This window comes from Acetobacter vaccinii, assembly GCF_008365315.1.
In the GTDB taxonomy this organism is placed as follows: Bacteria; Pseudomonadota; Alphaproteobacteria; order Acetobacterales; family Acetobacteraceae; genus Acetobacter; species Acetobacter vaccinii.
The window spans coordinates 2,449,250-2,474,790 of record NZ_CP043506.1 but is presented as its reverse complement, the minus strand read 5'-3'; the positions used below and the strand labels follow the sequence as shown (position 1 = coordinate 2,474,790).

The 25,541-nt window shown below is 52.3% G+C and carries 22 protein-coding genes; 8 read left to right on the top strand and 14 right to left on the bottom strand.

Annotated elements, in window-relative coordinates; translation table 11 throughout:
* Positions 1–37: 37 nt before the first annotated feature.
* Complete coding sequence (locus FLP30_RS11095) at positions 38–1,930, bottom strand: methyl-accepting chemotaxis protein (RefSeq protein ID WP_149279865.1); 1,893 nt, start codon at positions 1,928–1,930, stop codon at positions 38–40.
* Positions 1,931–2,467: 537 nt separating this feature from the next.
* Here FLP30_RS11095 and FLP30_RS11090 point away from each other — a divergent pair.
* Positions 2,468–3,784, top strand: coding sequence for an Hsp70 family protein (locus tag FLP30_RS11090; RefSeq protein ID WP_149279864.1), 1,317 nt, complete (start codon positions 2,468–2,470; stop codon positions 3,782–3,784).
* Positions 3,785–3,877: 93 nt separating this feature from the next.
* Here the strand turns inward: FLP30_RS11090 and FLP30_RS11085 are convergent, their stop codons facing one another.
* The 6 genes from FLP30_RS11085 to FLP30_RS11060 all read right to left on the bottom strand — a co-directional run bounded on the left by FLP30_RS11085 (position 3,878) and on the right by FLP30_RS11060 (position 9,845).
* Positions 3,878–4,945, bottom strand: a complete 1,068-nt coding sequence (locus tag FLP30_RS11085; protein ID WP_149279863.1) for an ABC transporter substrate-binding protein — start codon at positions 4,943–4,945, stop codon at positions 3,878–3,880.
* A gap of 45 nt (positions 4,946–4,990) precedes the next feature.
* A complete protein-coding gene (locus tag FLP30_RS11080; RefSeq protein ID WP_168200095.1) occupies positions 4,991–5,515 on the bottom strand; it encodes an LLM class flavin-dependent oxidoreductase in 525 nt (174 codons plus the stop codon).
* A gap of 144 nt (positions 5,516–5,659) precedes the next feature.
* Positions 5,660–6,739, bottom strand: coding sequence for an IS5 family transposase (locus tag FLP30_RS11075; RefSeq protein ID WP_149279216.1), 1,080 nt, complete (start codon positions 6,737–6,739; stop codon positions 5,660–5,662).
* 298 nt (positions 6,740–7,037) lie between these two features.
* On the bottom strand, positions 7,038–8,141 hold the full coding sequence (locus FLP30_RS11070) for an NAD(P)H-dependent flavin oxidoreductase (protein WP_149279861.1): 1,104 nt from the start codon (positions 8,139–8,141) through the stop codon (positions 7,038–7,040).
* 111 nt (positions 8,142–8,252) lie between these two features.
* Positions 8,253–9,272: a FecR family protein gene (locus FLP30_RS11065; RefSeq protein ID WP_149279860.1), complete on the bottom strand. Its 1,020-nt coding sequence runs from the start codon at positions 9,270–9,272 to the stop codon at positions 8,253–8,255.
* A 108-nt stretch (positions 9,273–9,380) separates the two neighbouring features.
* On the bottom strand, positions 9,381–9,845 hold the full coding sequence (locus FLP30_RS11060; RefSeq protein WP_246856646.1) for a sigma-70 family RNA polymerase sigma factor: 465 nt from the start codon (positions 9,843–9,845) through the stop codon (positions 9,381–9,383).
* Positions 9,846–10,346: 501 nt separating this feature from the next.
* On the opposite strand from FLP30_RS11060, the gene FLP30_RS11055 reads away from it, so the two are divergent.
* Positions 10,347–10,934, top strand: coding sequence for a hypothetical protein (locus FLP30_RS11055; RefSeq protein ID WP_149279858.1), 588 nt, complete (start codon positions 10,347–10,349; stop codon positions 10,932–10,934).
* A gap of 310 nt (positions 10,935–11,244) precedes the next feature.
* Here the strand turns inward: FLP30_RS11055 and FLP30_RS11050 are convergent, their stop codons facing one another.
* On the bottom strand, positions 11,245–12,021 hold the full coding sequence (locus FLP30_RS11050) for a peroxiredoxin-like family protein (protein ID WP_246856513.1): 777 nt from the start codon (positions 12,019–12,021) through the stop codon (positions 11,245–11,247).
* Positions 12,022–12,039: 18 nt separating this feature from the next.
* Positions 12,040–12,942, bottom strand: a complete 903-nt coding sequence (locus FLP30_RS11045) for a LysR substrate-binding domain-containing protein (protein WP_149279857.1) — start codon at positions 12,940–12,942, stop codon at positions 12,040–12,042.
* 147 nt (positions 12,943–13,089) lie between these two features.
* Here FLP30_RS11045 and FLP30_RS11040 point away from each other — a divergent pair, with 147 nt between their 5' ends.
* From FLP30_RS11040 to FLP30_RS11020, 5 genes are read left to right on the top strand one after another with little or no spacing between them, the layout of a single operon-like run.
* Positions 13,090–14,181, top strand: a complete 1,092-nt coding sequence (locus FLP30_RS11040) for an LLM class flavin-dependent oxidoreductase (protein ID WP_149279856.1) — start codon at positions 13,090–13,092, stop codon at positions 14,179–14,181.
* A gap of 8 nt (positions 14,182–14,189) precedes the next feature.
* Complete coding sequence (locus FLP30_RS11035; RefSeq protein WP_149279855.1) at positions 14,190–15,176, top strand: NAD(P)-dependent oxidoreductase; 987 nt, start codon at positions 14,190–14,192, stop codon at positions 15,174–15,176.
* A gap of 40 nt (positions 15,177–15,216) precedes the next feature.
* Positions 15,217–16,011, top strand: a complete 795-nt coding sequence (locus FLP30_RS11030) for a class II aldolase/adducin family protein (RefSeq protein WP_149279854.1) — start codon at positions 15,217–15,219, stop codon at positions 16,009–16,011.
* 31 nt (positions 16,012–16,042) lie between these two features.
* Positions 16,043–16,642, top strand: coding sequence for a cysteine dioxygenase family protein (locus FLP30_RS11025; protein WP_149279853.1), 600 nt, complete (start codon positions 16,043–16,045; stop codon positions 16,640–16,642).
* Positions 16,639–18,252 carry a rhodanese-like domain-containing protein gene (locus FLP30_RS11020; protein WP_149279852.1) on the top strand — a complete coding sequence of 538 codons (1,614 nt, stop codon included), beginning with the start codon at positions 16,639–16,641 and terminating at the stop codon, positions 18,250–18,252. Before FLP30_RS11025 ends, FLP30_RS11020 begins: the two co-directional genes overlap by 4 nt.
* 120 nt (positions 18,253–18,372) lie before the next feature.
* On the opposite strand, the gene FLP30_RS11015 is transcribed toward FLP30_RS11020, so the two are convergent.
* Positions 18,373–18,702: a hypothetical protein gene (locus FLP30_RS11015; protein ID WP_149279851.1), complete on the bottom strand. Its 330-nt coding sequence runs from the start codon at positions 18,700–18,702 to the stop codon at positions 18,373–18,375.
* A 207-nt stretch (positions 18,703–18,909) separates the two neighbouring features.
* A complete protein-coding gene (locus FLP30_RS11010; RefSeq protein WP_246856512.1) occupies positions 18,910–21,270 on the bottom strand; it encodes a TonB-dependent receptor in 2,361 nt (786 codons plus the stop codon).
* 280 nt (positions 21,271–21,550) lie between these two features.
* Here FLP30_RS11010 and FLP30_RS11005 point away from each other — a divergent pair, with 280 nt between their 5' ends.
* A complete protein-coding gene (locus FLP30_RS11005; protein ID WP_149279849.1) occupies positions 21,551–22,543 on the top strand; it encodes an ABC transporter substrate-binding protein in 993 nt (330 codons plus the stop codon).
* A gap of 16 nt (positions 22,544–22,559) precedes the next feature.
* On the opposite strand, the gene FLP30_RS11000 is transcribed toward FLP30_RS11005, so the two are convergent.
* The 3 genes from FLP30_RS11000 to FLP30_RS10990 form a co-directional block, all read right to left on the bottom strand.
* Positions 22,560–23,381, bottom strand: a complete 822-nt coding sequence (locus FLP30_RS11000) for an aliphatic sulfonate ABC transporter substrate-binding protein (protein ID WP_246856511.1) — start codon at positions 23,379–23,381, stop codon at positions 22,560–22,562.
* A gap of 197 nt (positions 23,382–23,578) precedes the next feature.
* Positions 23,579–23,956, bottom strand: coding sequence for a 4Fe-4S dicluster domain-containing protein (locus FLP30_RS10995; protein WP_149279848.1), 378 nt, complete (start codon positions 23,954–23,956; stop codon positions 23,579–23,581).
* Positions 23,953–25,536, bottom strand: a complete 1,584-nt coding sequence (locus FLP30_RS10990; protein ID WP_149279847.1) for an FAD-dependent oxidoreductase — start codon at positions 25,534–25,536, stop codon at positions 23,953–23,955. The genes FLP30_RS10995 and FLP30_RS10990 overlap by 4 nt, the downstream gene beginning before the upstream one ends.
* Between the last annotated feature and the right edge of the window lie 5 nt (positions 25,537–25,541).

Here is a 25,541-nt window from a genome sequence, read left to right as displayed (position 1 = left end):
GCGATGGCAAAACCAAGTCTCGAAAAAATATTTCTAATTAATTATGAGAAACAATTCTGAGCGTTGCCGTTCTCTGGAGAGATATTTGGTCTTGATGGGGCAACTTGACAGCATCCCCCAAGTCAAAACGACCGACCAGATTCTGGAGCTCTGTCACCATGGTTGTCAGATTATGGCTGGCCGCAGCACTTTGTTCTGCGACAGCCGCATTCTGCTGGGTCGTCTGCTCCATACTCGTCATGGCGAGATTCAGTTCACTGATACTCGTTGCCTGATCCTGTGCAGCCGCTGCAATATTGGAGACCAGAGTGCTGATCTCCTCCACCTGGGAGACAATCCGATGCAGGGCGTTTCCAGTTTCCTGCACTGATTCAACGCCATCTTTGACCTGCATGGCAGAGCCGGTGATCAACGCCGAAATCTCCTTTACGGCCTCGGCCGAACGATGAGCCAGATGACGTACTTCCGTTGCAACGACAGCAAAACCACGCCCGGCATCCCCAGCACGGGCGGCTTCTACACTGGCATTAAGGGCCAGAATATTGGTTTGGAATGCAACATCATTGATGAGGCCGATAATCCCCGAAATCTCGCGCGATGAGGTATCAATCCGGGACATGGCATCAACAGCCTTGCGAACGACAAGGCTGGCCTGCTCAGCATCAGCGCGGGAGGAATTGACAACCGTATGAGCGTGACGGGTTTCTTCCGTTGTTTTCTGAACCCGCTGAGTAATTTGTGTCAATGCGGCCGATGTTTCTTCCAGCGTTGCAGCCTGTTGCTCTGTCCTCCGCGAAAGATTGTCAGAAGCTGTCGAGAGTTCATGCGTGCTGTTGCTGATACTATAAGCCGAGCCTGACACTGTCCCAAAGGCGCTCGCCAGTTGGCTAATCGATTGGTTGAAGTTTTCACGTAGCGGTTCAAGGTCAGCGGCAAATCGGGTCTTTATCTGCACAGACAGATCGCCATTGGACATTTTCTGCAAGCCATCAGCCAGGCTGTCTGTTGCAATCTGGAGTTGATGGGCGGCTTCCTCGGCCTTTTGCTGGGCCGCCTGACGTTCAGCTTCTTGCTGGCGTCGGGCTTTCTCGGCTTCCTGCTCTAACCGTGCCTTATCAATCGCAGCCTGCCGAAACACTTCAACAGCCCCAGCCATTGTGCCGATCTCGTCTTGTCTGTCAGCATATGGCACAACTGTGGTGGTGTCTCCCCCGGCCAATCCGCGCATTGATTGAGTAATCACAGCAAGCGGTTGGAGCATTCGCTTTGTAATAAAGGCCATCCCAATCGCAGCGACCAGCATAATGGCACCAGCGACCAGGCCAATCGTCCAAATCAGGTTATTGATGACGGCATCCGCTTTGTTTGCGGTAATTGCCACATCAATACTTCCAATCACTTTTCCCTCGGGCGAGAAGATTGGAAGATAGTAAACATAATAGCGGGTTCCCAGCAGAGTGGTTTCCCCTTCCGAGGGCTCTCCACGGGCAAGCGCCTGATAGGCTGGTGTGCTGGGATCGAGGGGCATGCCAAGAGACCGCTGACTTTCCTCGTTTGTGTCGTTCGCATCGCTCACCATGCGCCGGACAAAACTATGCCCACTTTCATCCGCAACAAACAGAACGGCTCGCCCATTGGCAACACGAGCAATAGCATCCGTCATGTGATGATCAGAATAATGCGTAGCAAGGCTGCCTGCAGTCACGCGTTGGATCGCCCCATTGGCCGCCCATGTAACATGCACAGTCGGCATATCCCGTTCAAAAATGCTGACTGCTGCCCGCATTCTTGAATGAATACTATCAAGTAGAGACTGGTGCATCTCACTGCGCACAAGATGGGTAATTTCCACAATAATGGAAATTGTAAAAACAATAAGAAAAGCAATGGTGACTAAAACAATTTTTCCGACAAGTCCGAATCTCAGCACGACAGGGGCGTCCTCGGTTAGGGATTATGAAGCATGAGAACAAAAAAGAAACAAGGGCGCACAAAAAAGAACATGCGTTACCTACTCCTCATGCCGGATTTATAAAAAAAAATCACGCTCAAATTTAAAAATAGCCTGTTAGTTTTGAAGAGCAAAAAAGGCCAAAACTCTCTTTGTCTACGCAAAACAGGTATAATCAACACGCTGTTGTGATGATACAAAAAACTCCAGAAATGAAGGTATTACAGAAACTTCATGATTAGAGTGTTTTACCTGACAGTACTTACGGTTCATGCTCTCATAATACCAGCCTCTGGCTACCATATGTTCGTCATACGTCGCCAGAAAAACGATGTGGATATTGCTTTTGTAGCGTCAAACAGCAATGGTAATCGCGGTTAAGCCTGAACAATGATTATACCGATGGCAAAGTTCTATCGTGCTAATCGTCCTAGCCCATAGGCAGCGTATTCCCATAAGCTTGATAATACTGATGTTGGGCTCTTTGGGTTCCGAGCATTTTGTTAGGCATGGACCATAGACAGCGTGATTGCGGGATTCTATTTTCTCGCAATCATGACCACCTCCCCTTCCCTCACCCGCATTGGTATTGATTTTGGCACGACTAACAGTGTCATTGTCATTGCCCGACCCGGCCATCAGATCCAGACAGTCCATTTTCCCACTGTGGATGATGGCTCTTCCCAGACATGCCGTACATTGTTGGCTTTATGGCAGGATATGGAAGGCGGGCGGCGCATACAGCACCGTGCTATTGGCGATTATGCTATTGAAGCCTATATGGATGACCCGGCCGAAACCCGGCTTATCATGTCCATGAAGTCCTACCTGGCTCAGGTCAGCTTTCGTGAGACCCAAGTATTCGGGCAACGCTTTCCATTGGAAAGCCTGATAGCGACTTTTCTTAAAGAACTTATGGCGTTGAGTGGTCTGGAGCCAGCCAACTGTTATGTAACTGTGGGGAGACCCGTACATTTTGTTGGTGACAATGCAGATGACACCCTAGGCGAAGAGCGACTACGTACCGCGTTTGGGCAGGCAGGATTTGCGCAAATCTCAATCATGATGGAGCCAGAGGCGGCAGGCTGGCGCTTTATGCAACGTCTTGATCGGCCCGCCACCGTTCTGGTCGGGGATTTTGGTGGCGGAACAAGCGATTTCTCAGTAATGCGCTTTGACCCCACCAGCCAGAAAGCAACACAGCCATTGGGGCATGCCGGTGTTGGACTTGCTGGAGATCAGTTTGATTTTCGTATTATCGACAATGTTGTGGCCCCCTACCTGGGCAGAGACTGCACATTCCGCGTTATGGGTGGGGAGCCATTGCCTGTACCTATAGAATGGTATCACTCTCTTGCTCGCTGGCACCGTCTTTCGCTCATGCGTACCCCGCGTATTCTGCGGGAGATTGAAGATGTGGCACGCACAGCATCCGAGCCAGAAAAACTTGCCAATCTGGTCGAGCTTGTAAGCGAACAGCGTGGGCAGGAACTCTACAATGCTGTTTCTGCCACAAAACGCGCGCTCTCTTCCGATGCCGAGGCTGAACTGGATTTTTCACAGCCGGGATTAAACATCAGAACAAAAGTCTCACGCACTGACTTTGACCGTTGGATTGCCCCTGATATTGCCCGACTTGCACAAGGTATAGATGCAGCACTGACCGAGGCTGCTCTGGCCCCAGAACAGATTGACCGGGTCTTTTTAACTGGAGGTACATCCTTTGTGCCTGCTGTGCGCGCACTCTTTACCTCCCGCTTCGGTGCTGAACGGGTAGAGCTTGGAGGAGAGTTTGTATCGGTTGCCGAAGGTCTGGCTCTGGCATCCATTTAAATAGCTTGCTCATTCGGTGCGAAACAGGGTGATGAGTGCAAGAAATCTGGAGGAGTTACCCCCTCCAGATTTTTGGCATATAGAGCAAACGCTTTATAGGTCGTCCAATGCTGACTTCAAGAATTGACCATCAATCCAGCTACTGATTTCAAAATCATTCTTGATATATTCATGTTTAAATAGAAAATCTTTTAGAGAAGTCAGGTTAGCAATATTTTGTGCTGATAATGATGGTACAAAATCAATATCAGCTATATCCCTCAAAACATCTTCGGCAGTTGCCTGGTAGGTAACGCGGTTAAGAATAACCGCTGCTTCTCGACGATTATCAGCGATCCACCTCCCCGCCCGAATGGAAGCCTTTAAGAAGGCAATTGCAATTTCAGGGCTCTGGTCAAGCAGTGTTCGGCTTGCAGTAATCAGATAGGGACCGGAAGGTGCGTTTAATGTCCAATCCGGGTAACGCCGGAGATCTTCAATTACCTTGAACTGCCCGGTTTTCTCAAGAATTTCGGAGCGTCCTTGATTGCTGAAAATGGCATCAACGCGACCATCACCCAAAGCTACCACCTCGGGCAGATTAAAGGCCAGACTCTCCCGTTCTGTCTGTGGCCAACGTTCTGACAGCCGGCTAACCGGTGGGAGATGGGCTGTGGATTCAATCGCGGGGATTTCTATCAGTTCCACATCGTCAAATGTCAGCCCCCCCAAACGTAGGAGGAGGAGCAGACCAAACTCTGAATTGGCACGCCACCAGTCAGCGCGATAATCAGCATTGCTGCGAGAAAGAGCAACCTTGCGCCCGGCCAGGTCTGCAAGTGTGTATATTCCTGAATCCGCTCTAACAACAATCTGTCCGCCGGAATTAAATCCGGTCGTACCAATCACAACATTCTCTGCCCCTCTTGCATGAGACCATGTCGGAGGAATGTTACCGCCATCCCGGATTTGAAACGGAAGAGTATGCTGATGATGGGCGATATTCTGCTCATCTCTTGTCAGTGATCCCAGATAACGTGCTGATGCACCGACAGATGCCAGTTCCTCCTCAAGCCAGCCCAGTTCAACCGCAACATGAGAGGCGACAAATACAGGGCAGATTGAGTAGTTCAAAACCCGTGCACTTGCAGGGGCTTGGGAAGATAAATTTTTAGAAGTCATGACTTAAAGCTTTCGTATCTGAAATTTGGGAGTAATGCTCATCCATTACGCGGCGTGGTGTTTTGATGCCCGGTCTTTGACGCCATTGCGGATATGTTCCAGCAACTCCGTCGCAAGACGGTCATCCTCTTCAGACACAAGGGGAACGCCGATGGAAAAGGTTTCTATTCCTAGGTCATAATAATCAAGCACAGCGTCCGCTGCTGTCTTGGGAGAGCCCACAAAGGGAATCCCCCCGCGGCCACCAGCACGGTTGATCCCTGTATAAAGCGCTCTGTCATGCCATTCTGCCCGATCAACAGCAGAAAGAGCCCGCGCCTGCCCGACACTTTGCGTCTGGACAGCGACGCCGCCTGTTGTTGTTCGAATATCAGCTGCTATACGCTCAGCCCGCTGCTGTGCCTCTTCATCAGTCGCAGCAAGAATGAAGTTGGAATCTCGCCAGAAAGCAATGTCTTTACGTCCCTGCTCCAAGGTCGCTGCCTTAACCTGATCCAGTAAGGCACGTGTTTCGGCTAAGGGTTCGGTCGTTACTGCATAAACATCTGCATAACGTGAAACGAAATCCAAGCCTTCGGGAGATGGAGGGATCGAAGAACCGTTGGTTGATGTGTCTTGGTTCTGATTTTGGGCTTTTGGCGATTTGATTAACGGTTCTTTGGGTCGCTTTCGCTCTGCGTTTTGAGTAGAGAGAAGGCCTCCTGCTCTGGATTGCTATGCTGTAGTGCTAATCCGTTCCAGGAAGATGAAGCGGCGCATGTTGTAGACGATATTGGCCAGTCCGATCCTCGTGGTGGCTCGGGTGATGCCGACGGTTCGGACGAACAACCCTGTCTGTGATTTCTGATCCGCAAAGACATGCTCGACGCGTGATCGGATCACCGATTTCCCTGCATTGGACCGCTGGATATGGCGGGGCATGGGCTTGAGATGCGGCTTTTTTCTGTGAACCTTTGAGACAAAACCCTCTTTGTCCATGAAGTCCTCATTTGCTTTCGAGCGATAGGCCGTGTCGGCCCACACAGTTGAGGCCGTATTGGTTTTATCCAGCAGCCCCTCTCTCAATCGCGCGCCATCACTGGCGGCGGCATCCGTCGTTTTCCATTTGCGGATCAGCCTGAATTTTCGATCGATGGAAACATGCGATTTGTAGCCAAAGAACGGAATGGCAAGATCCGTTGACGGGATCGTCCCATCATCCTGCCGCTTTGCTTTTGTGAACTTCAGCGTCCAGCGCGCATGGCGATCCTTGTGGGACAATTTGGATGGCTTGTCCTGCCAGTCTTCAGGAATACGCCCTGCCCGGAGGTCGGCTTTCTCAGTGTTGGTATTGCGCTGCTTTGGAGCGGCTACCAGTGTTGCATCCAGGATCTGGCCCGACATCGGCAGATAGCCCGCGTTCCGCAGGGTCGCGTCAAATCGGTCAAACAGTCTTTCAATGGCCCCCGCCTGGGTCAGGCGTTCACGGAACAGCCAGACCGTTTTGGCATCAGGCACACGGTCCGACAGCCCCAGGCCAAGGAAACGCATGAAGGACAGGCGATCGTTGATCAGATACTCTGTCCGCTCATCAGACAAATTGTTCAGCGTCTGGATCACCAGAATTTTGAACATCAACACGGGATCAAACGGGGGACGCCCGCCTTTGCTGCCGTCTGAATAGACCAGAGCCTGCTCCAGATCAGGGCGGAACACTTCAAAATCCACAGTCCGGGAAAACGCTTCGAGCTGATCACCAAGCCCGCTCAATCGAGCAAGCCGCTCTTCAACATCAAAAAAACCAGGCTGTTTCATAGCGCCATTCCCTCAACCAGAACCGAAGGAAGGGAATCACATAGAAAGCTTCAAAAACAGAGGGTTTTTCGAACCCTCCACGTCTGCGGGATAGACGACGCTTTGAAAAGAAAGTTAACCGTGCATTTGAGACACTTTGACAACAAGAAAAAATATCGCAATAATATTGAATGCAACTTCATAAATTAAAAAATAAATGCATTTCTACAATTGTAAAAGCCCTTCTAAGAACAAAAAACGTGTTTCCCAAAATTGTATATTTGGAATTTTAAAATTATATCATAAACTTACTTATAATTTAAATTACATCACTTTGCGACGTTATGGCTATTGGAGCTGCAAGGTCCTTTCGCATTTCTTCAGCTAATACTTGAATAAGCCGTTCCGCTGGAAGCTCCCGTGCTAATGGTGCTCCTTGCCCTGCCCAATAGGCAGAAAACTCTGAATTACCTTGTTTGATGGCCGCTGCATGCAATTGTTTGGCAGCATCATACGCAAAAGGATAGTCGGCAGAAGCCGGCGTTCCTGAACGTTCACTTTCCAGAATAAAACGATTAACTATGCCCCGTGCAAGACGCCCAGAAAGAGCAGATGTCAGACGTGTCTTAAATGCTTTTTCACTCTTAAGGTCTTTACGATAATATTCATGCGCTGCAGATTCCGGGCACAGAATAAAGGCTGTACCCAATTGTGCCGCAACAGCCCCTAGGTCAAGAGCTGCTCTTATAGCATAACCATCCATGATTCCACCGGCAGCGACAACGGGCAGCTTTGTCTGAGAAACTAACAACCTGACGAGAACAGCAGTGCTCAGGCACTCATCAACAGCTTCTGTGTCAAACAGACCTCTATGCCCCCCAGCCTCTACGCCCTGCGCCACAATAATGTCTATGCCTGCTGCTTCAATTAATGCGGCCTCTTGCAGGTTAGTTGCTGTCGCCAGGGTTGTAATACCTGCCTGACGAAAGGCCTCCAATTGCTCTCCTGAAGGTAACCCAAAATGAAAGCTGATATACGCAGGAGAAAGACTCAAAATTGTTTTAAATAAACCTTCATCTTCAAGAAAACTTTTATAAATTTCGTTGAGAGCTTCTGGCGTAGCAATCCCTAACTCCACGAAGAACGGAGAGAGATACTTCAGCCACGCTTTGTCACGTCCGATATCGCGTTTTCCAGAAGCATGACAGAAGACGTTGACGTTGAATGGCTTATTTGTAAGCCCCTGTGTTTGCTCAATCATTGACCTGGCTTGGGCAGCATTACAGGCCCCCAGACCAAGAGAACCAAGCCCGCCTGCATTGCAAACTGCTGCCGCAAGCTCCGGTGTAGAAACACCCGCCATAGGCGCTTGTATAATAGGCAGTGAAAGATCGAACAGACTGGCAGGCGTCGCCTTAGCCATTATGGCCTCCTATTACTGAACACCACAGTGATAGAAATCAAAGAGGATAAACCGCAATCCTCAACATCTTCAAAACGGCATCTCTTATGCGTAACAGAAAAACCTACGGCTTTAACGACTGTCCCTACCCATTTCCGAAGAGAACCTAACCATTGCGATATGCCCACCATACTCGCTCACACTGCCATGACGTACGCTCACAAGCATCTTCAATGCATCCAGAGGATGGTTCAGATCGTAAACGCCCCCAACTTCGGTATGGGTAGCGATCGGTCCAGTAACCATAACATACCCGGGGTAATAGCGCTTGATGATACTCACAAGGTCTCCCATCGGAATACCCTCGACTGAAAGTATGCCAGTTCGCCATGACCCAATAGTATCAGAAGAAACCTGCGTTAAACTAGCACCCTGTGGGTTTTGCGTATCCACATCCAGTTGCTGTCCCGCCCCCAGTTCTGTTGCTGTGCTTTGAGCTGAGCCGTTTTCCTTCACGGCAACCTGCCCTTCACGCACCGCAACTGTCAGGTGCCCACCAACCCGCCGAACATCAAAAGCCGTGCCAATGTCTTTGATAGTGAAGGATGCAGCTCTCACGACGAATGGATGTCGCTCATCGTGAACGACCTTAAAATAAGCCTCACCATGTAAAAGAGTCACACCACGTGCAAGGGGATCATGACTGAGTGCTATGGCACTCTTTGCACCAAGCACAAGCTCAGACCCATCAGCCAGAGTAATCATACGGTTAACTGCTGTTCCCGTAGAATAATCTGCCAGCCACCAGTCATTCAGCTCCGGGACAAAGAACATGACCGCAGCACCGGCTAGCGCAAGCCCCCCCACCAGACCAACACTCACATATTTTCTGAGAATTCCTGCGAAACGTGTATGTGGCGACTTCTGCTCAAATGACTTGGACGAAAGGGGAGCAGCCTGTTCCGCCTCAATGGCCAATCTGGCAAATGCCCGAACACGCTCCGCTCGCTCCCACGCCTGCCTATGCTGCGGAGATTCGGCACACCACGCCTCCAACTGACGTCGAACACCAGAGTCATGGGGATTATCGTTCAGCAAAAGCTGCCACGAGATCGCCTGCTCACGCAAATCGGGAGAACGAGTTTCAGTCATAGGCTCACATAATAGACAGCGATTAACGCAGTGAGCCGCTCAGTCGACTGCACTCTTCCTTCTTATAGACGAATTTCCATCAATCACGCCAGAGAACCGCAAAAGCACTCAGTCAAAGTCGATAAGGCACTCGTCGAGTATTCTAGACGCATTTTTCACAATTTTATTAACGTAAGGGGCTGAGACATTTAGCATCTGCGCCACTTCTTTTTGAGAATATCCTTGAATCTGAACCAGTTCAAAGGCTCGGCGGGTTTGATCAGGAAGCCGTTGTAACACGACTGACATACGCGCCATGTGCTCACGGGCAACCACATCACGTTCTGGCGTGACCATATCAGCCAGCGCCTTTTCTTCTCTTTCATGGAGTTCGTCATGACACTCCGGCGCTGCAAAAGACCGCCTCAGAGAAAGAGGGTCTCGCGTCTCCCGCCTCATTGCGTCAATCGAGAGGCGATAGACAACACTCCACAAAAACTGGAAAGGACGTTTAATATCCCGCGCCCCGGTGTCGGCGGTCATGCGGAGATAGGCTTCCTGCACAATCTCCTCGCCTTTCCAGCGACAACCCATGAGGCGTGTCGCGAGCGCATGTAATTGCGGTCGATGGACCATATACTCACCCAGGAGTCTGTCTTCCACGCTCGTCACACTCACCGCCGTGTTCCTCCCGCCAATCGGGTTACTGCCGAAGGTTTCGAATTATTATGCTTACTCTCGCGATCGAGACTCACCCGAACGAAAGCCAGGCTTATTGCAAGCCATTCTTAATTGCAAGCTATGATTGTGCCATGTCGATCGGTCAAATTCGCATGCCTGCTGTCCGTTTCATACAGTCAGTTAATTTCCCATCATACGCAGCGTCTAACAACTACCTACCACATGATAATAGTGAAACATCAAAGATAGAAAACCGATGCGATACAGAAAATTAATTCTCTAATTTGATATTTTTATTGATTTTCAGTTCACGTCACAAACGATTCCCTTAAAATTAAGGGACTCTTGCAGGCCTGATTGCTGTTGCAGCAAACATTACACTGCTGAGCGGCTCCGAGATTGAAGGAAAACATCATGCAGTTCTATTCTGACCGCCGCCGCTCCCCCCCTGGGCCTGACGCCATTCGCCCAGAATTTACTGTCAATTCTACCCGGCTTAATCACTTAAAAGAGCGGTGTAAGTCTGCTGGCCTGAGCGCCTCTGGTGTGCGACTCCTCGTGCTGCATGCCCTTCTCTGCTCTCAACCGGCCCCCTCCGCAGTAACATTGCAAAGAACACTCGATCAGATGTTGGGACAACACCATACGCCTGGCATTGCCTCGGTTCAACGAGCACTCAACTCCTTGGCTACGCACGGTATTGTCGAGCGCACAGTGGGGGAAGATCGTATTTTTCATTACGTTCTCCCTTATAACGTAGAACAAACCAACAATGACAAACCAGAACCGCTTCTGACATTTGTGGATGCCGACACAGGGCAGAAGACCCTGTGTAATGAACCCGAACTGACCAGCCTTCTGCGCCTTGTCGCCTCACAGTGCGGGTATAGCCTCAAAGCTGCGGCGATGACGGTTGCAGCCGAAAACGTGATGTCATGCCCACGAGCAGGACGCTGTCAGGAGGTTTCCTGCGCAAACCGGTCAATGCAAAAATGTGCGTGAGTTAAGAGAGACCAAGCGGCAAACAGATTGAAATCTGGTTTCAGGACGAAGCGCGGATCGGGCAAAAAACGCTAAATGAGGAACGGTGATTATTACCATAGCTCCCAATTAGCTGGCATTAAATGACGATAAGACATATCCCGACCATCATTCTGACAACTGAGTGAAGTTCTATGTCCGCGCGAATTGCCCCGCTGTTTACGCGACTGCCCCATGGCGGAAAATGCACACAGAACTGCATATCAGGGCTACTTATCAATAGCACTCAGCATCCACCTTTGCAGGATCATCTCCCGCAAAGGTAATCCAATCACGCAGCGTGCGACGCTTCCCCTGCATCCAGCGCAAGTGCTTTCAGCACTTTGTCACTTTCAGTACGATCCATCCAGTCTGGGGATACATCAGCAAACTGCACGACACGTTCAGGCCCTACTACCAGCACCGCAGGCTTTGGCAGTTCCCACACGTCATCAAGACCATTCAGGTCTATACTTCTGCCACCTTTGGACACAGCCGCCTGATAGGAGGCCTCATCAAACTTATAGGTAATCCCCAATGCACGCGACAACTCCAGGCCGACATCACTTGCAACAGGGAATGGCAATGTATGCCGAGTGGCAATTTCTGAAAGCGCGGGGACTGGCTGGGGTGAAATGGCCAAGAGTGAGATTCCGGCAGCCTTGAGCTTGGGCCACAGCGTATCCCGGTAATAAGGCAAAGCAATATTGCAGGCAGGACACGTAGCAAACCTAAAAAAAACTAGAACAGCTGGACCTTTTGCGACCAGATCGATCAAAGAGACTGTAGCGCCATCAACTGTAGGCAACGTGAACTCTGGCAGCACGTCTCCCTTCTGCACTACTCCTTGAATTTGCCCATGCTCCCGCACCAGCAGTGCACGCTGATTAACATTGACAGCCAAGGCATCAGGCGACCATGTCCGCTCACGCTCTTCTTCCAGAGCCCGGAATTTTGCACGAAGAGGACCAAGGGATGCGGACGACGTCATAAGAAACCTCACTGCGAAGATCAGAAGAGCCCGATCCTGCCGCAAAACCTTCCCTGACGCATAAAGAGTTCTTTTCATCCGTTCCTTGAGTAGCCTTCAAGCACCAGCTGCTGTTGCCAACAGATCACCCAGATCATGCGCCGCATCCGACAAATGATTGCGCCTGACAAGAATAGTCTCGATATCAGGAACTATCGGGAGAGCCCCCCCTGTAATGGTCGGCAGCCCCTCCGCCAAAGCAAAGCGACGCGTCCGGCAACTCACGCCCAAACCACCACGCACACCCGCCCGCATAGCAGGGAGATTAGGTGTTTCCATCACCAGTCGATAATCCCGCCGCGCCTGTGTCAGAACACAAAGAGCGGCATCGCGGAAACGGCAGGGCGGCTCCAAAAGGACCAAGGGTAACTCAGAATGTTCGGCAAGGCCTGGGTCTCCGATCCACGCCATGGTGTCGCGCCCCACAATGTCCCACGTTCCACCCGCACGATCTCCGTGTTGCCCAAGGCAGAGTACGATATCCAGACGAGAACGATCAAACATCTCCAGCAATTCAGCAGAGCCACCAACACACACCACCAGTCGGGAGCGAGGGTGGGCAAGGCGAAACTGCCCTAGTACATCAGGCAGCAGCGTATCTGCAAAATCCTGCACCATACCAACGCTAATTGGTTCAGGCTCGGATTCCTGCCCCAGTGTGCTCATAATTCGGTCGTTCAGAGCAAGGAGCTGCCGCGCATAATTCACCAGCTCTTCGCCGGTGGAGGTCAGGATCAATCGCCGTCCATCACGTCGGAAAAGCTTTTGCTGCAACACATCTTCTAACCGTTTCATCTGCAGGCTCAGTGCAGACTGGGTGAGAAAAATTGTCTCAGTCGCCTGCGACATGGAACCAGCTTCCACAATGGCAACAAAAGACCGCAACAACTCGGTCGGTACGTTACGCGCCATACGTTGTGGCAGAAGTAGCCCTGGGGCGGAATGATCGGATTGTGACATGCAAAACCTCTGGTCTCAGACCCAATCAGGGCACTCAAATTAATGGGGATGATGTGCGTCTTGAGCATTCCTTGCTTGCTTTTAATCTATTTTCAAGCGTTTATTTCAGAATAAACTGAATTGTTTAGTGTTATAGGGGAGCCCGTCATGCCTGTTGAATTCATCGGCTATATCGGCAGCCACAATCAATCCGAAATCATCCCCCCCCAGGGGCCGATCGTCGATCCAAAGCACATTGAAACTGCCGCAAAAATTCACGAAAATGGTGGCTTTGATCGTGCTCTTGTGGCTTTCCACTCCAACTCTCCAGAGAGTATTCTGGTCGCACAGCATGCGGCTGCCGTGGCACCGGACCTCGGGTTATTAATCGCTCATCGACCAGGCTTTAATGCACCAACCATTGCCGCTCGACAGTTTGCAACGCTCGATAATATTACAAAAGGGCGTGTCGCCGTTCATATCATCACTGGCGGTAGTGATTTAGAGCTTCAGGCTGATGGCGACCACACGACCAAGGCAGAGCGATATGCCCGCACCAGTGAATATCTCGATATTATCCGACAGGAATGGCGCGAGACGGCTCCCTTTGACTACAAGGGGCAGTTCTATGATGTGCACGGGGCGAATTCACTAGTACGTCCTTATCGGGATAGCGGCATACCTGTGTATTTTGGTGGCTCTTCATCCGAAGCGATCGACGTTGCTGGCAAACACGCTGATGTTTATGCTCTATGGGGGGAAACCTATGAGCAGGTCGCCGAGACCGTCGCACACGTCCGTGCTAGTGCCGCAAAGCACGGTCGCTCACCCCGCTTTTCACTCTCGCTACGCCCGATACTGGCCGACACGGAAGAGGCCGCCTGGGCCCGTGCAGATCACATTCTTGCAACGGCACGTTCACTTCAGGAAAAAACAGGCTTTACCAAGTCTTCCGATATTCCCAACGAAGGCTCCCGCCGCCTTCTTGCCGCAGCCTCACAGGGAAGTCGCCTTGATAAACGGCTCTGGACCGGCATTGCGGCCCTGACTGGAGCCAAAGGCAACTCCACCTCTCTGGTAGGCACGCCTGAGCAGGTGGCCGAAGCACTGCTCGACTATTACCGTCTGGGTATTTCCACCTTCCTGATCCGTGGCTTTGACCCCTTGGTAGATGCCTATACCTATGGGCGGGATCTGATCCCTCTCGTCCGTCAGTTGGTGGCCGCTGAAGATGCCCGTCATACAGCGCAGGCCGCCTAGGACTGGCCATGAGCATCTCCCCTACCCGCCCCCTGCTGCTTGACCAGATCGGTGGCCCCGTCGCCCATCTATTAGCTGACTACACGCAGCAGGTACATGTCATCTCAGGTGATCGCAACACAACAGCGCCATGGCACATCAACGGGGCGGATATTCTGTTTACCGCCCCTTCCCGCGCCTGGGCTGAAGCTCCGTCCTCTCCACCACCAGAATGGCAGGATGGGCCACGGTGGGTGCAAATTGCCTCGGCTGGCATTGACAGCTTTCCATCATGGCTCACCGAGGGACGGCTTGTAACCTGTGGCCGGGGCGATGCCGCAACCCCGATTGCTGAATACGTTATTGCGGCACTGCTGAACCATGAACGGCAGATTGATGCGCTCCATCCGGGCTCTCCGCAGGAATGGGAGGCTATTGTAGCCCCTTTCCGCCAGAACCCTTCGACCGGAACCCTGCAAGGCCGCACCCTCGGGCTGGCAGGGTACGGAGCTATCGGCCGCGCTATCGCCACGCGGGCACGCGCCTTTGGCATGAACATTCGCGCATTCCGCCGAGGAGCATGGGAGGAGGAAGAAAACAACATTCAGCCCGTGTCATCCCTCGCTGAACTGTTCAAGACCTCTGACCATCTCGTACTGGCCATGCCACTCACGCGCGAGACACAACAGATCGTTAACGCGGATGTTCTGAAGCATGCTCGCCCCGGTTTGCACCTGATTAACATCGCACGTGGGGGGCTTGTGGACCAGCATGCCCTGCTGAAGGCGCTTGATAATGGCCGCCCAGCCTTTGCCACGCTGGATGTTACGACACCTGAACCCCTCCCTGCGGGGCATCCGTTCTATACCCACCCTCGCATTCACCTGACACCACACATCAGTTGGGTTGGCCCATCCGTACGAGACAATCTCGTTCAGCGTATCCGCACCAACCTGACCCATTTTCTCGGGGGAAAACCCCTGATCGACACCATTGATCCTGCCCGCGGCTACTAACCCCCCATTACGGCTCATGCCAGACACAAGGACACCGCCTATGAACGCCCTCTCCCCAGTCACTGCACCCAAGGCGCGCTCTTTCCGCCTTGAGCCCCGTCAACCTGCTGCATCTCATGAAGAAGAGCGGCTGCATCGCAAGCAGCGTCTGGCAGCCACCTTCCGCCTGTTTGGTCGCTACGGTTTTGACCAGGGTCTGGCGGGGCATGTCACCGCGCGAGATCCCGAGTTTCCTGAACAATACTGGATCAACCCTCTTGGGGTACATTTCTCACAAATTCGCACATCAGACCTCCAACTGGTCGATCATGACGGCAACATCCTGATCGGAAACCGACCGATCAATACCGCTGGCTTTACAATCCACTCAGCCCTGCACAAGGCGCGCCCCGATGTTATTGCGGCGGCACACACACATTCCACTTATGGCAAGGCCTTTTCGGCGCTTGGCACGCCGCTTTTGCCTCTCACGCAGGATTCCTGCGCTTTTTACGAATCTCACTCTGTCTTTGATCCTTTTTCCGGCGTGGTTTTGGACGATAGTGAAGGAGAGCGGCTGGCCAAAACGCTTGGCAGTCACAAGGCCATTATCTTGCAAAATCATGGCCTCCTGACTGTTGGTGACTCTGTGGAAGCCGCAGCATGGTGGTTCATCACCATGGATAACGCTGCCCATGCACAATTGCTGGCGCAGGCTGCTGGCCCGGTCAAACCGATCGCACCCGATATCGCCCGCAAGACTGCAGCCCAGGTGGGCACGGATCTAGGTGGATATTTTTCTTTCCAGCCCTTGTGGGATTGGATTGTAGCACAGGAACCTGACCTTCTGGATTGAGCTTTTCGCACACAAACACACGAGCTGCATTATGACCACAATTTCCCCGCTCCGTGACTTCATTGTGGAATTCACGAAAATACATGATTCTGACCTCCCTCCGCAGACACTGCAGAGTGATGGAGCATCCTTGCTTAAAAAACTGGTCTCCCGTGATGACTGGCTCCCCGAAGAGTTTGCCCGTCCATCCCCTGAGCGTTACAGCCAATATCTACTCCATTGCGACCCTCTTGAACGCTTTTCTGTTGTCAGCTTTGTCTGGGGGCCGGGACAGCAAACACCCTTGCATGACCACCGCGTCTGGGGCCTGATTGGCATGTTGCGTGGACGTGAAAGCGAGACACAGTTTACGCGTGACGCTGACGGCCATTTTCATGCTACGGAAACCACGTTTCTGGAACCCGGCGAGGTCGCAGCTCTCACTCCTGGGATCAACGACTACCATCTGGTCGCCAATGCCCTTAACGACCAGACATCCATTTCCATTCATGTTTACGGTGCCAATATTGGCGGCGTATCTCGTGCCACCTACGACCCGGATACCGGCGCTGAAAAAACTTTCATCTCGGGTTATTCCAGCGAAGAAACACCCAACCTATGGGATCGCTCCCGCGAAAGGCAGGCGGCATGAACGCGCTTTCCTCCATTGATACGCCCCTTGCCGAAACCACTCCCGAAGCCGTTCGGGAGCGCCTACGCAACAAGCAGGAGGTTGCGCTGCTTGATGTGCGGGAAGAAGCACCCTACGCAGCAGGGCACCCGCTTTTTGCGGTCAATCTCCCTCTTGGCCGTATAGAAGAGCGTATCACCGGGCTGATCCCCCGCCTGACTGCCCCCATTGTTGTCTATGACAATGGAGAAGGACGCGCCCACCCGGCCGCAACCCTACTCTTGCATCTGGGTTATACCGATGTTTCAGTCCTTGCAGGCGGGTTGGAAAATTGGAGTGCCTCTGGTGGGGAGCTGTTCATTGATGTGAACGTACCCTCCAAAGCCTTTGGTGAACTGGTCGAGCATATACGACATACACCGTCTCTTCCGGCTGAGGATGTCCACGCTCGCATTACCCGAGGGGATGACCTGGTCATTCTCGATGCAAGGCGTTTCATTGAATATAACGTAATGTCGATCCCCGGTGGACGCTCTGTTCCTGGAGGAGAGTTGGCACTACGGGTCCGTGATATTGCGCCGTCGCCCAAGACAACAGTCATCGTCAATTGTGCAGGGCGCACACGGTCGATTATTGGCACGCAGTCTCTAGTCAATGCAGGTATCCCCAATCCGGTCTTTGCCTTGCGGAATGGTACGATTGGCTGGACATTGGCCGGGTTTACACTGGAACATGGTGCCTCACGCAGGGCCGACACGCCCAGCTCAGACACTCATGAACAGGCACGCCGCAACGCACAGGAACTGGCCGACCGTACTGGCGTGCGACAGATTCCCCCACAACAATTGCATGACCTGGAAAAAGAACAGGATCGCACCCTCTACCGGCTGGATGTTCGCAGTCCTGAGGAATATGAAGCAGACCATCTTGCTGGTTTTCGCTCAGCCCCTGGTGGCCAGCTTGTTCAGGCAACCGATGAATGGGTGGGAGTACGGCACGGTATTATCGTTCTTACGGATACAGACGGTGTCCGCGCCCGCATGACTGGCCATTGGCTAAGGCAATTAGGGTGGCAGGACGTTTATGTGCTTGATGACTGGTCTGATCTGCCACACGCAGCTGGCGCAGAGTCCCCTCTGTTACCACGACCTTTACCCTCCGTCGGCACAATCACCAGTGATGAATTGGCATCAGCACTCTCTGGTCCGCGAACCCCCTTGCTACTTGACCTTGCAACCAGCCCAATTTTTCGCAAAGCACATATCCCGCGTTCTGTTTTTGTAATTCCATCAGATATTGCAACGCATGATCTGGTGCGTAAAGCTCAGGATATTGTGCTAACATCTCCCGATGGTGTTTCTGCACATATCGCAGCAGCGCGCTTGCGTGATGCTGGTATTACTGTTCGTATTCTGGAAGGCGGCACCAACGCCTGGAAAGCCGCAGGACACCCTACTGAGGCAGGCCTTTCAAAAGACAACAGTCTGTCTGACCCCATAGATGTTTACAAACGTCCCTATGAGGGAACCGACAATGCCAAAGCAGCCATGCAAGCCTATCTAGACTGGGAATACGGGCTTGTCGCACAATTGGAACGTGACGGCACCCACGGGTTTTTCATTCTCGAATAATCTGTTCTCATATCCATTAAAAAGGGGCGGTGTTTGAAACACCGCCCCTTTTTAATGGCAGATAGCAGAACTGAGGGTTTTTAAACCCTCCAAGCTCTTATCCTTACCAAACTCTGCATTTTACCCTGCGTGATGCAGGCCAAGCCAGATATGCTCCGACTGGAGGCCTGACTCACGCTGCAAAGAGCGGGCATCATCACGTGCGGGAGCATCGGTAACAAGCAGAGATTGAGCGTCTGAACGAGCATCGGCTTCAGTGTCAGCGTGAACAATCTTGACCTGCTGAGGCGTAACCTTGACCTCACTCCGGTGATCAGCAGCCCAGATTGCCATCGGACCATCGGCCGGCGCTGCAGAGGCAACAGACCCGCACAGAGCAACTGCTACGACAGCGGCACTCATGATACCAGCAAACTTCATTTTCAGAGAACGGTTAGAGATGTAGGACATTGTAAACCTCCCGCCACGATGGACGGCCTTTGTAAGTAACAAGCTCTATGTAGGGCGGCCACTGGCGCTCTGACATGCCTGTCCATGCAAGCCTGACTTGCATTAAGCACCCATCACTTTCCCGCATATCAGAAATGATATAACGCCAAAGAAAAAGGGGAATGGTTATCCATCCCCCCTTTATACCTCACATCCGTCCTCTGTTCTTTAGAGTGTAAAGCGGGCCGTGACGTAAATTGTGCGCGGATCAGAGTAATAGCCCGTATAATAGACAGGCACCCCATTACCCTGTGCAAAGGACGTGCCTTGTAGATAGCGATGATCAAGCATGTTGCGTGCCTGCGCCTGGATCTGCCAGCGCGTGTCTGGGCTGGACCAACTCACCATGGCATTAACGTATGTCTGGGGAGGTATGCGATCCTGCGTATTAGCAAGGGAGGTCGTATGCATCCCGGTCTGGAAAGATACATCTGCACCGATATGGAAGGTTCCAGGCAGTTTGACCGGAATATGGTAGGTCAAGGATGCCGCCGTTTGGAAACGCGGTGCCCATGGCAGCGGCGCCCCGGCGTAAGGAGTAGTATTGTAAGAACTCCCGTCAGCCAGAATAATATGGCTGCTCCGCCCCTTGAAACTATCCAGAACTGAATAAAGATAAGATGCTGTGTAGTGCAGGTTCAAATCGCGGGTAATTTTTACAGAGGTCTCTACCTCCGCCCCGGCAGAATGCCCCTTCCCCGCATTAAACCGGCGACTTAGACCCGTTGAGGGGTCCATTGTGGTCAACTGGATATCATCAAACTGGTTCCAGAACAGCGCCCCATTAAAGTGCACCCGGCCTGGCAGAGGGTCGGATTTAACCCCGACCTCATATGTCGTGACAATTTCAGGCCGGAAAGGGATAGTCGCCTGAAGGCTGCCGGTAGCAGAGGGAGACTGCGCCCGGAAATCATACCCTGCGGATTTCCCCCCCTGCGAGATGGAGACATATGTCATCAGGTTTGGAAGCGCCTGCCACGTCAAAGACCCCTTGGGCAGCAGTTGTATCCAGCTATCCTGTGCCGATGCCCGCCAGGCCACCCCGCCCACCGGGTCTGATGACAGAAGCGTTGAAAGCTGGTTGGCAACCGTAGTGATATGATTACCACCGGCAAGATAGCGCAGGGTTTCCGAGTTTGAATGATTTTCCCAATTGAAGCGCAGACCTGCCGTAAACGTCAGCGTGGGCGTGATATGATAATGGGCCTCCCCATAGACAGCCCAGTTCCGGTTCAACTGGTCAATAACCGCATTGACCGGCATGTAGCGTATCTGCGACGGGTCGTTTGTCATCGTACCATACGGATTGTTGGCATTCCGATTGGTAAACCAGTCCTCATATAAGAAATAGGCACCTACGTTGAAATCAAGCTTTCCATAAGCTCCATGCAGACGCAACTCCTCAGAATACATCCGGTCTTTATACGCCAACTGCTGGGATGACCTGGAGTAGAGATCACCAAAGTTATCGTACATGCCTTTGTCATCATAACCACGGATACCCGTGATTGAGTACAACGTCAGACGTGGCGAAAGTGTATAACGGACATTACCGGTAAACCCGGCCTCAACGTAATTGTTCTTGGGAAATGCTGGGTTGTAGTTCGCAAATCTGTTTGCGTTGAGCAGGTTGCCTGCCCCCCTATTGGTACTCCCATCTACCGTGCCATCAAAGGCCAGCGTGATGTCCCAGTCTTCATTCGGGGTAAAACGTAGTTTTCCGCGTGCCTGGGTATAATCAATATTATTGACGTCTTTGCCGACCGTATAATTGTGGTCGATGCCACCGCGTTCATGATGGTCAAAGGCAATACTGCCATAAACCTTATCATGCAAAATAGCACCGCTGGCTGCTACACCAATCTGCCACTCGTTATATGTGCCATACCCAGTTTGGGCGACAACGCGGCGTTTATTGGTTGGTACAAGAGTATTAATATGAACTGCCCCACCTTCGGACTGATGCCCAATGGACGTTACGGGGCCACGGTCAATCTGAATGTTCTCGACATCAAGCAACTCCTGCATATTTCCCATATTCCGAGGCAGATAGACGCCGTCGATATAGGTCCCAACAGAAGGCTCACCCTGGGGATCAATTTCACCAATCCCGCGAATAAAATAATTTGTTACCGAATAGCCCGGCATATTATTGGGTATGTAAAGATTAGGTGTCAGACCAGCAAGTTGCTTGGTACTATGCACACCAAGACGTTCCAACCGAGCGGCAGATAATAGTGTTGCCGCCACCGCTGTTTTCTGGAGCACGGCTTCCTGCCGTGCCGTTTTATTCTTCCCTGATACGCTGATCATCTCTCCTTGCGCTGCATGCAGGGGAGCTGAATTTTTTGCTGAGTGTCTCGGCTGTTTTGCCGCAGTTCTGCCATGCTGTACCCTGACAGCAGAGGGAGACGATGGATGTGTTTCCGCAGCCAGCAATTCCTGCGCAGACGTGAGCAGAAGCGTGGCGCAGAACGTCGTCTGAAACAGAAAAGAGAAACGGAAACGCCTGTTTCCTAGACGTTCCAAGTGAAGCGCATCCTGCCTTACATACATTGTTATTTCTGTCTCAACAGCAAGAGTAAAAGACGATGAAGAACAAGCGGGGTCCTACTCTTCCGGTATCTCCGAATTAGGCTCACACCGTCTATTAACTAATATCAAAGACAGAATTGATGCTCACTTCCGTTTTCATAAACACTGTACAGATATTATCATCTCATTAAACAGTATTTTTTATATTTGAAAAATCACAGACAGTGACAGAGTTACCATAATATGGGCCGCGACAAAGCAGAATGAGAAACACATGACTTTTTCAGACAAACACCTATCCCGTCGGCATTTTAGCTTGGGTTCCCTTGCTCTTTTTGGCGCTGCTGGGCTTGGCAATATTCGCGCTGCCAGCGCTGCGGACCTGTCATCCGTAACATTGCGGGTCGCCAGCTTTAGAGGAATGGATTCCTCTCTGATCCCCGCTGCCGGGCTTGCGGATTTCCCCTACAAAGTAGAATTCAGCGAGTTCAATTCCGGCAATCTGATTGCACAGGCTATTAACGCAAACGCTGTTGACCTTGGCGGTTGGAGCGAGATCCCGCTTGTCTTCATCGCCGCGTCCAAAGCAAATGTCAAAGTTGTTGCCACGATGGACGGCCCCACTACCAATCAGGCTGTCGTTGTCCCGTCCCATTCAACAGCCCATTCCTTTGCCGACCTGCGTGGCAAGAAAGTTGGCTATATCCGGTCCACGACGGCCCATTATTTCCTTATCCGGATGTTGCAGAACGCGGGGCTGACACTTGCGGACATAACACCTGTGCCTTTGGGCATGAGCCAGGGTCTGACAGCCTTAAAATCAGGCAGCCTGGATGCATGGGCGACCTATGGGTATGTGATCCCGCTGCTGGAAGCTGATGGTTCTGCTCGTGTTCTTGAAAGTGCAGAAAATATTTTGTCCGGGCACTATTTTACGGGCGTCAATCCCACAAAGCTCCCTGACCCGGCTTTTCGGGCAGCTGCCGCAGATTACATCCAACGCCTTGGCAAAGCTTATGGCCGTCTGTCACAGAACAAAGCACTGTGGGCAAAAACCATCTCCCCCGTCATTCAGGTGCCGGAAGACATTGTTCTACGGGATCTGAATGCACAAAACCGCCCTTACAAAGCCCGTCCCTGGACGGCAGATGATATCAAGAGCGCACATTCCGTGGCTGACGTTTTTATTCAGCAACACCTGATTGCTCCTGACCTCAACCTGAACCAAGTCTTTTCCGACGCGCTGTTTCCACTCCTGACAGGTTGAGGAAAGACAGTTTACATCACCCTGCGATCACAAAGGACCTGTCGTAAAAACGGGCCACATCAATTCTGGTCGGAATAACCCCTGCCTCCTGATACAGGTCCCCCACATGCTGGTGGATAGCAATGGCTTTATCTGTGACAGAAGGCAGAGGTGTCATAAGCATGCGCGATGCTGTACGCCGTGCAACATCCAATGGTGTGCCGGTGTCCTGAGCAAACGCGCGTGACCGCTCATCCAGATGGTTTACCCCCCATACAAGAGCCTTTCCAACGCGGGACATAAAATCGGTCAATTCAGCCCGTTTAGTGGCAATGGCCTTCTCGCTCGCCACACCACATTCAACTTCATCTACAAGACCATGCGCTGTCAGCATGATCCGGGCATGGTCTTCCAGCTCCGCCATTGCTGCGTAAGGGTCCCAAATGGCCCATGCGTCGATTGAGCCACTGGCAAGTGCAGTCCTTGCATTCGCCGCCGATAATGGCACCCCGACAATCTGTTTTGCCGTCAGCCCTTCCCGCTGCAAGGCCGCGAGAATCAGAAGGTGGCCCGGTGAACCTTTTACAAAGGCAACACGTCGCCCGATCAGGTCACGCATTGTCTGGGCCTTACTGCTTTGGGGCACCAGCAACGCGTTAGACTGCCCATCCACTGTCCATACCGTAATGGCTTTAATCGGACTGCCTGATGCAAAAGCAAAGGTGGCTGTTGCGTCTCCCACATAGCCAAAGTCAAGCGCGCCGGACGCAATAGCCGACACCAGAGGTGCCCCAACAGGAAAAGATGCCCACTGAATCCGATACGGCAGGTTGGCAAGCTGCCCAGAGGCTCTAAGCAAGGAGCGAACACCCCCACGCTGGTCCCCTATCAATAACGTGGAACTTCCTTTCCCATCGACAACCTCCTGCGATTGCGGAGCCGCCAATGCCTGCAACGGCAGCAATGAGAATAAAGTTGTGCCCAGCATAGTCCGCCGGGAAAGGACAGCTTTCATATCAACATGTACCTTACTTCAGCAGACTGATACGAAATATCTCAGTCCTTGCTGGTGGCGGTGGGGGTTTCCAGTTCTTGTCGGGCATAACGGGCGGATGATGTCTGGACACCCTCTCGCAACAGAGGTCCTAGCTTCCAGAAGTTCTTCAATGGGTCATCCTCTGCCCCGTCCCACCCATAATCTCGACGAATATGCCCCAGAGGGTCCTCTTTCAATTGTGCTCGTGGAAGACCTACAGCAACATAAAGGGCGTCCTCTGGGCAGTAGAGTTCGCACAGAAAACACGTCTGACACTGCTCCAGACGGGCAATAACTGGCGGAGCCCCCTCCGGCCCCCTGTCGAACACATGATCGGGGCACGCAACAACGCAGCTATTACATCCATTGCAGCGCTCCAAAAGAATTTCTGCAATCATAAGACCTCCTGGGCATTATGGTATGTGTCCAGCCGTGTCGTGATCTGATCCAAACCCGTTGTGACTATAGAATGCTGATATTCAGGGCTCATGACAGGGTAATCTTCTCTGACATGCATGCCACGGCTTTCTTTCCGGGCAAGGGCGGCGGATGTGCACCAACGCGCTGTCGCGACCATAGCTGCCACCTCGCGCGCAGCGACCGCATCCAGACCGTCAGCATGCAAGCCACGCCGGATATCGGTCCACGTGTTATCCAATACAGATGTAGATTTTTTCAGTTTAACCTCATTTCTCCAGAGCGCTTTATCGAGATCCAGAACTTCTTGCTGCGCCGTGTGTACAGCAGCATTCCTGTCAATTTTCTGCACCGTCCCCGTTGGGCGCAGCCCTGCGCCCCCCAAAGGCTTCAACTTTTCAGTCTGCTCAATTCGCCCCTTCTGTTTTTGGGCGGCAGAAGCGGCTCCAGCCCCCGCCAGCACGCCAGAGGAGAGTGCCCAGGCTGCATTTTGCGCGCCCCCGCCACTCGTAGCACCAGCCACATGTTCGCGCGTTGCGGCATCTCCCACCGCAAATAATCCCCTTACAGATGTCGCGCAGGACGTATCAACAATGCGGAGCCCACCAACCCCACGAATTGTGCCTTCACCGAAGAGCTTGACTTCAAACCGATCCCGAAAAAGATCAACACCACGCCGTTCAAACGCCGCCAGTGTCGCAGGCTGAATTTCCCGAAGGACGGTAGCCAGTTCAGCCGGGGCTTCATGCAGGTCAGCATAGACAGGCCCATATCGAAACGCATCTGCTAATCTGCAAAGATAGTCACGCGGCTTATCCCAACCCGGAATTGCCAGAGGCTGTCCGTCTGCATCAAAATATCGCGCCCCTGTATACGGCAACGTTCGTGTGCTTAGCCATGCCGGTGAAATGGAATAGGAGATACTAAACTCCATTCCCGAAAGTTCAGCACCAGCCTCGACCCCCATAAGGTAGCCATCACCCGTGTTATTATAACTTCCCAGCAGTCCTGACCGAAAAGCACACCCTCCAGTTGCCAAGATGACAGCACCCGCACGGGCACGCCATGCTTTATCTGCCAGTCTATCGTGCCCCGCAGCCCCACCAACAGAACCGTCCTGCCGTGCCAAAAGCTCTAACACGGGGTGATGGTCCAATATTCTAACACCCAGACTGGTGGCGTAACGCCGCAGTGCGCGCAGATATTCTGGCCCCCGCAAACCTGACTGAAATGTGCCCCCCTTGCCATTGCCAGAGAACGGGTACCACGGCGCCATTTCTGGAATTGAGCGCCATGTAACATCAATAACCCGTTCCATCCATGCAGGGTCTGCCAGACCAAACGCTGTTTCCAGCCGACGGGCAACGGCAGACTTTCGCAGTTCTGGTTCAGGAGGCACCCACCAGTGATTAGGCCCCGCTGGTGCTGTTACGCCACTGGTGCCCATGTAGCCTTTATCGACAATAACAACAGAGGCACCGGCCTTGGCAGCCGAAATCGCCGCCCAACCAGCCGCCATTCCTCCACCAACAACCAAAACATCCGCCTGGATTTCACTCATAACCA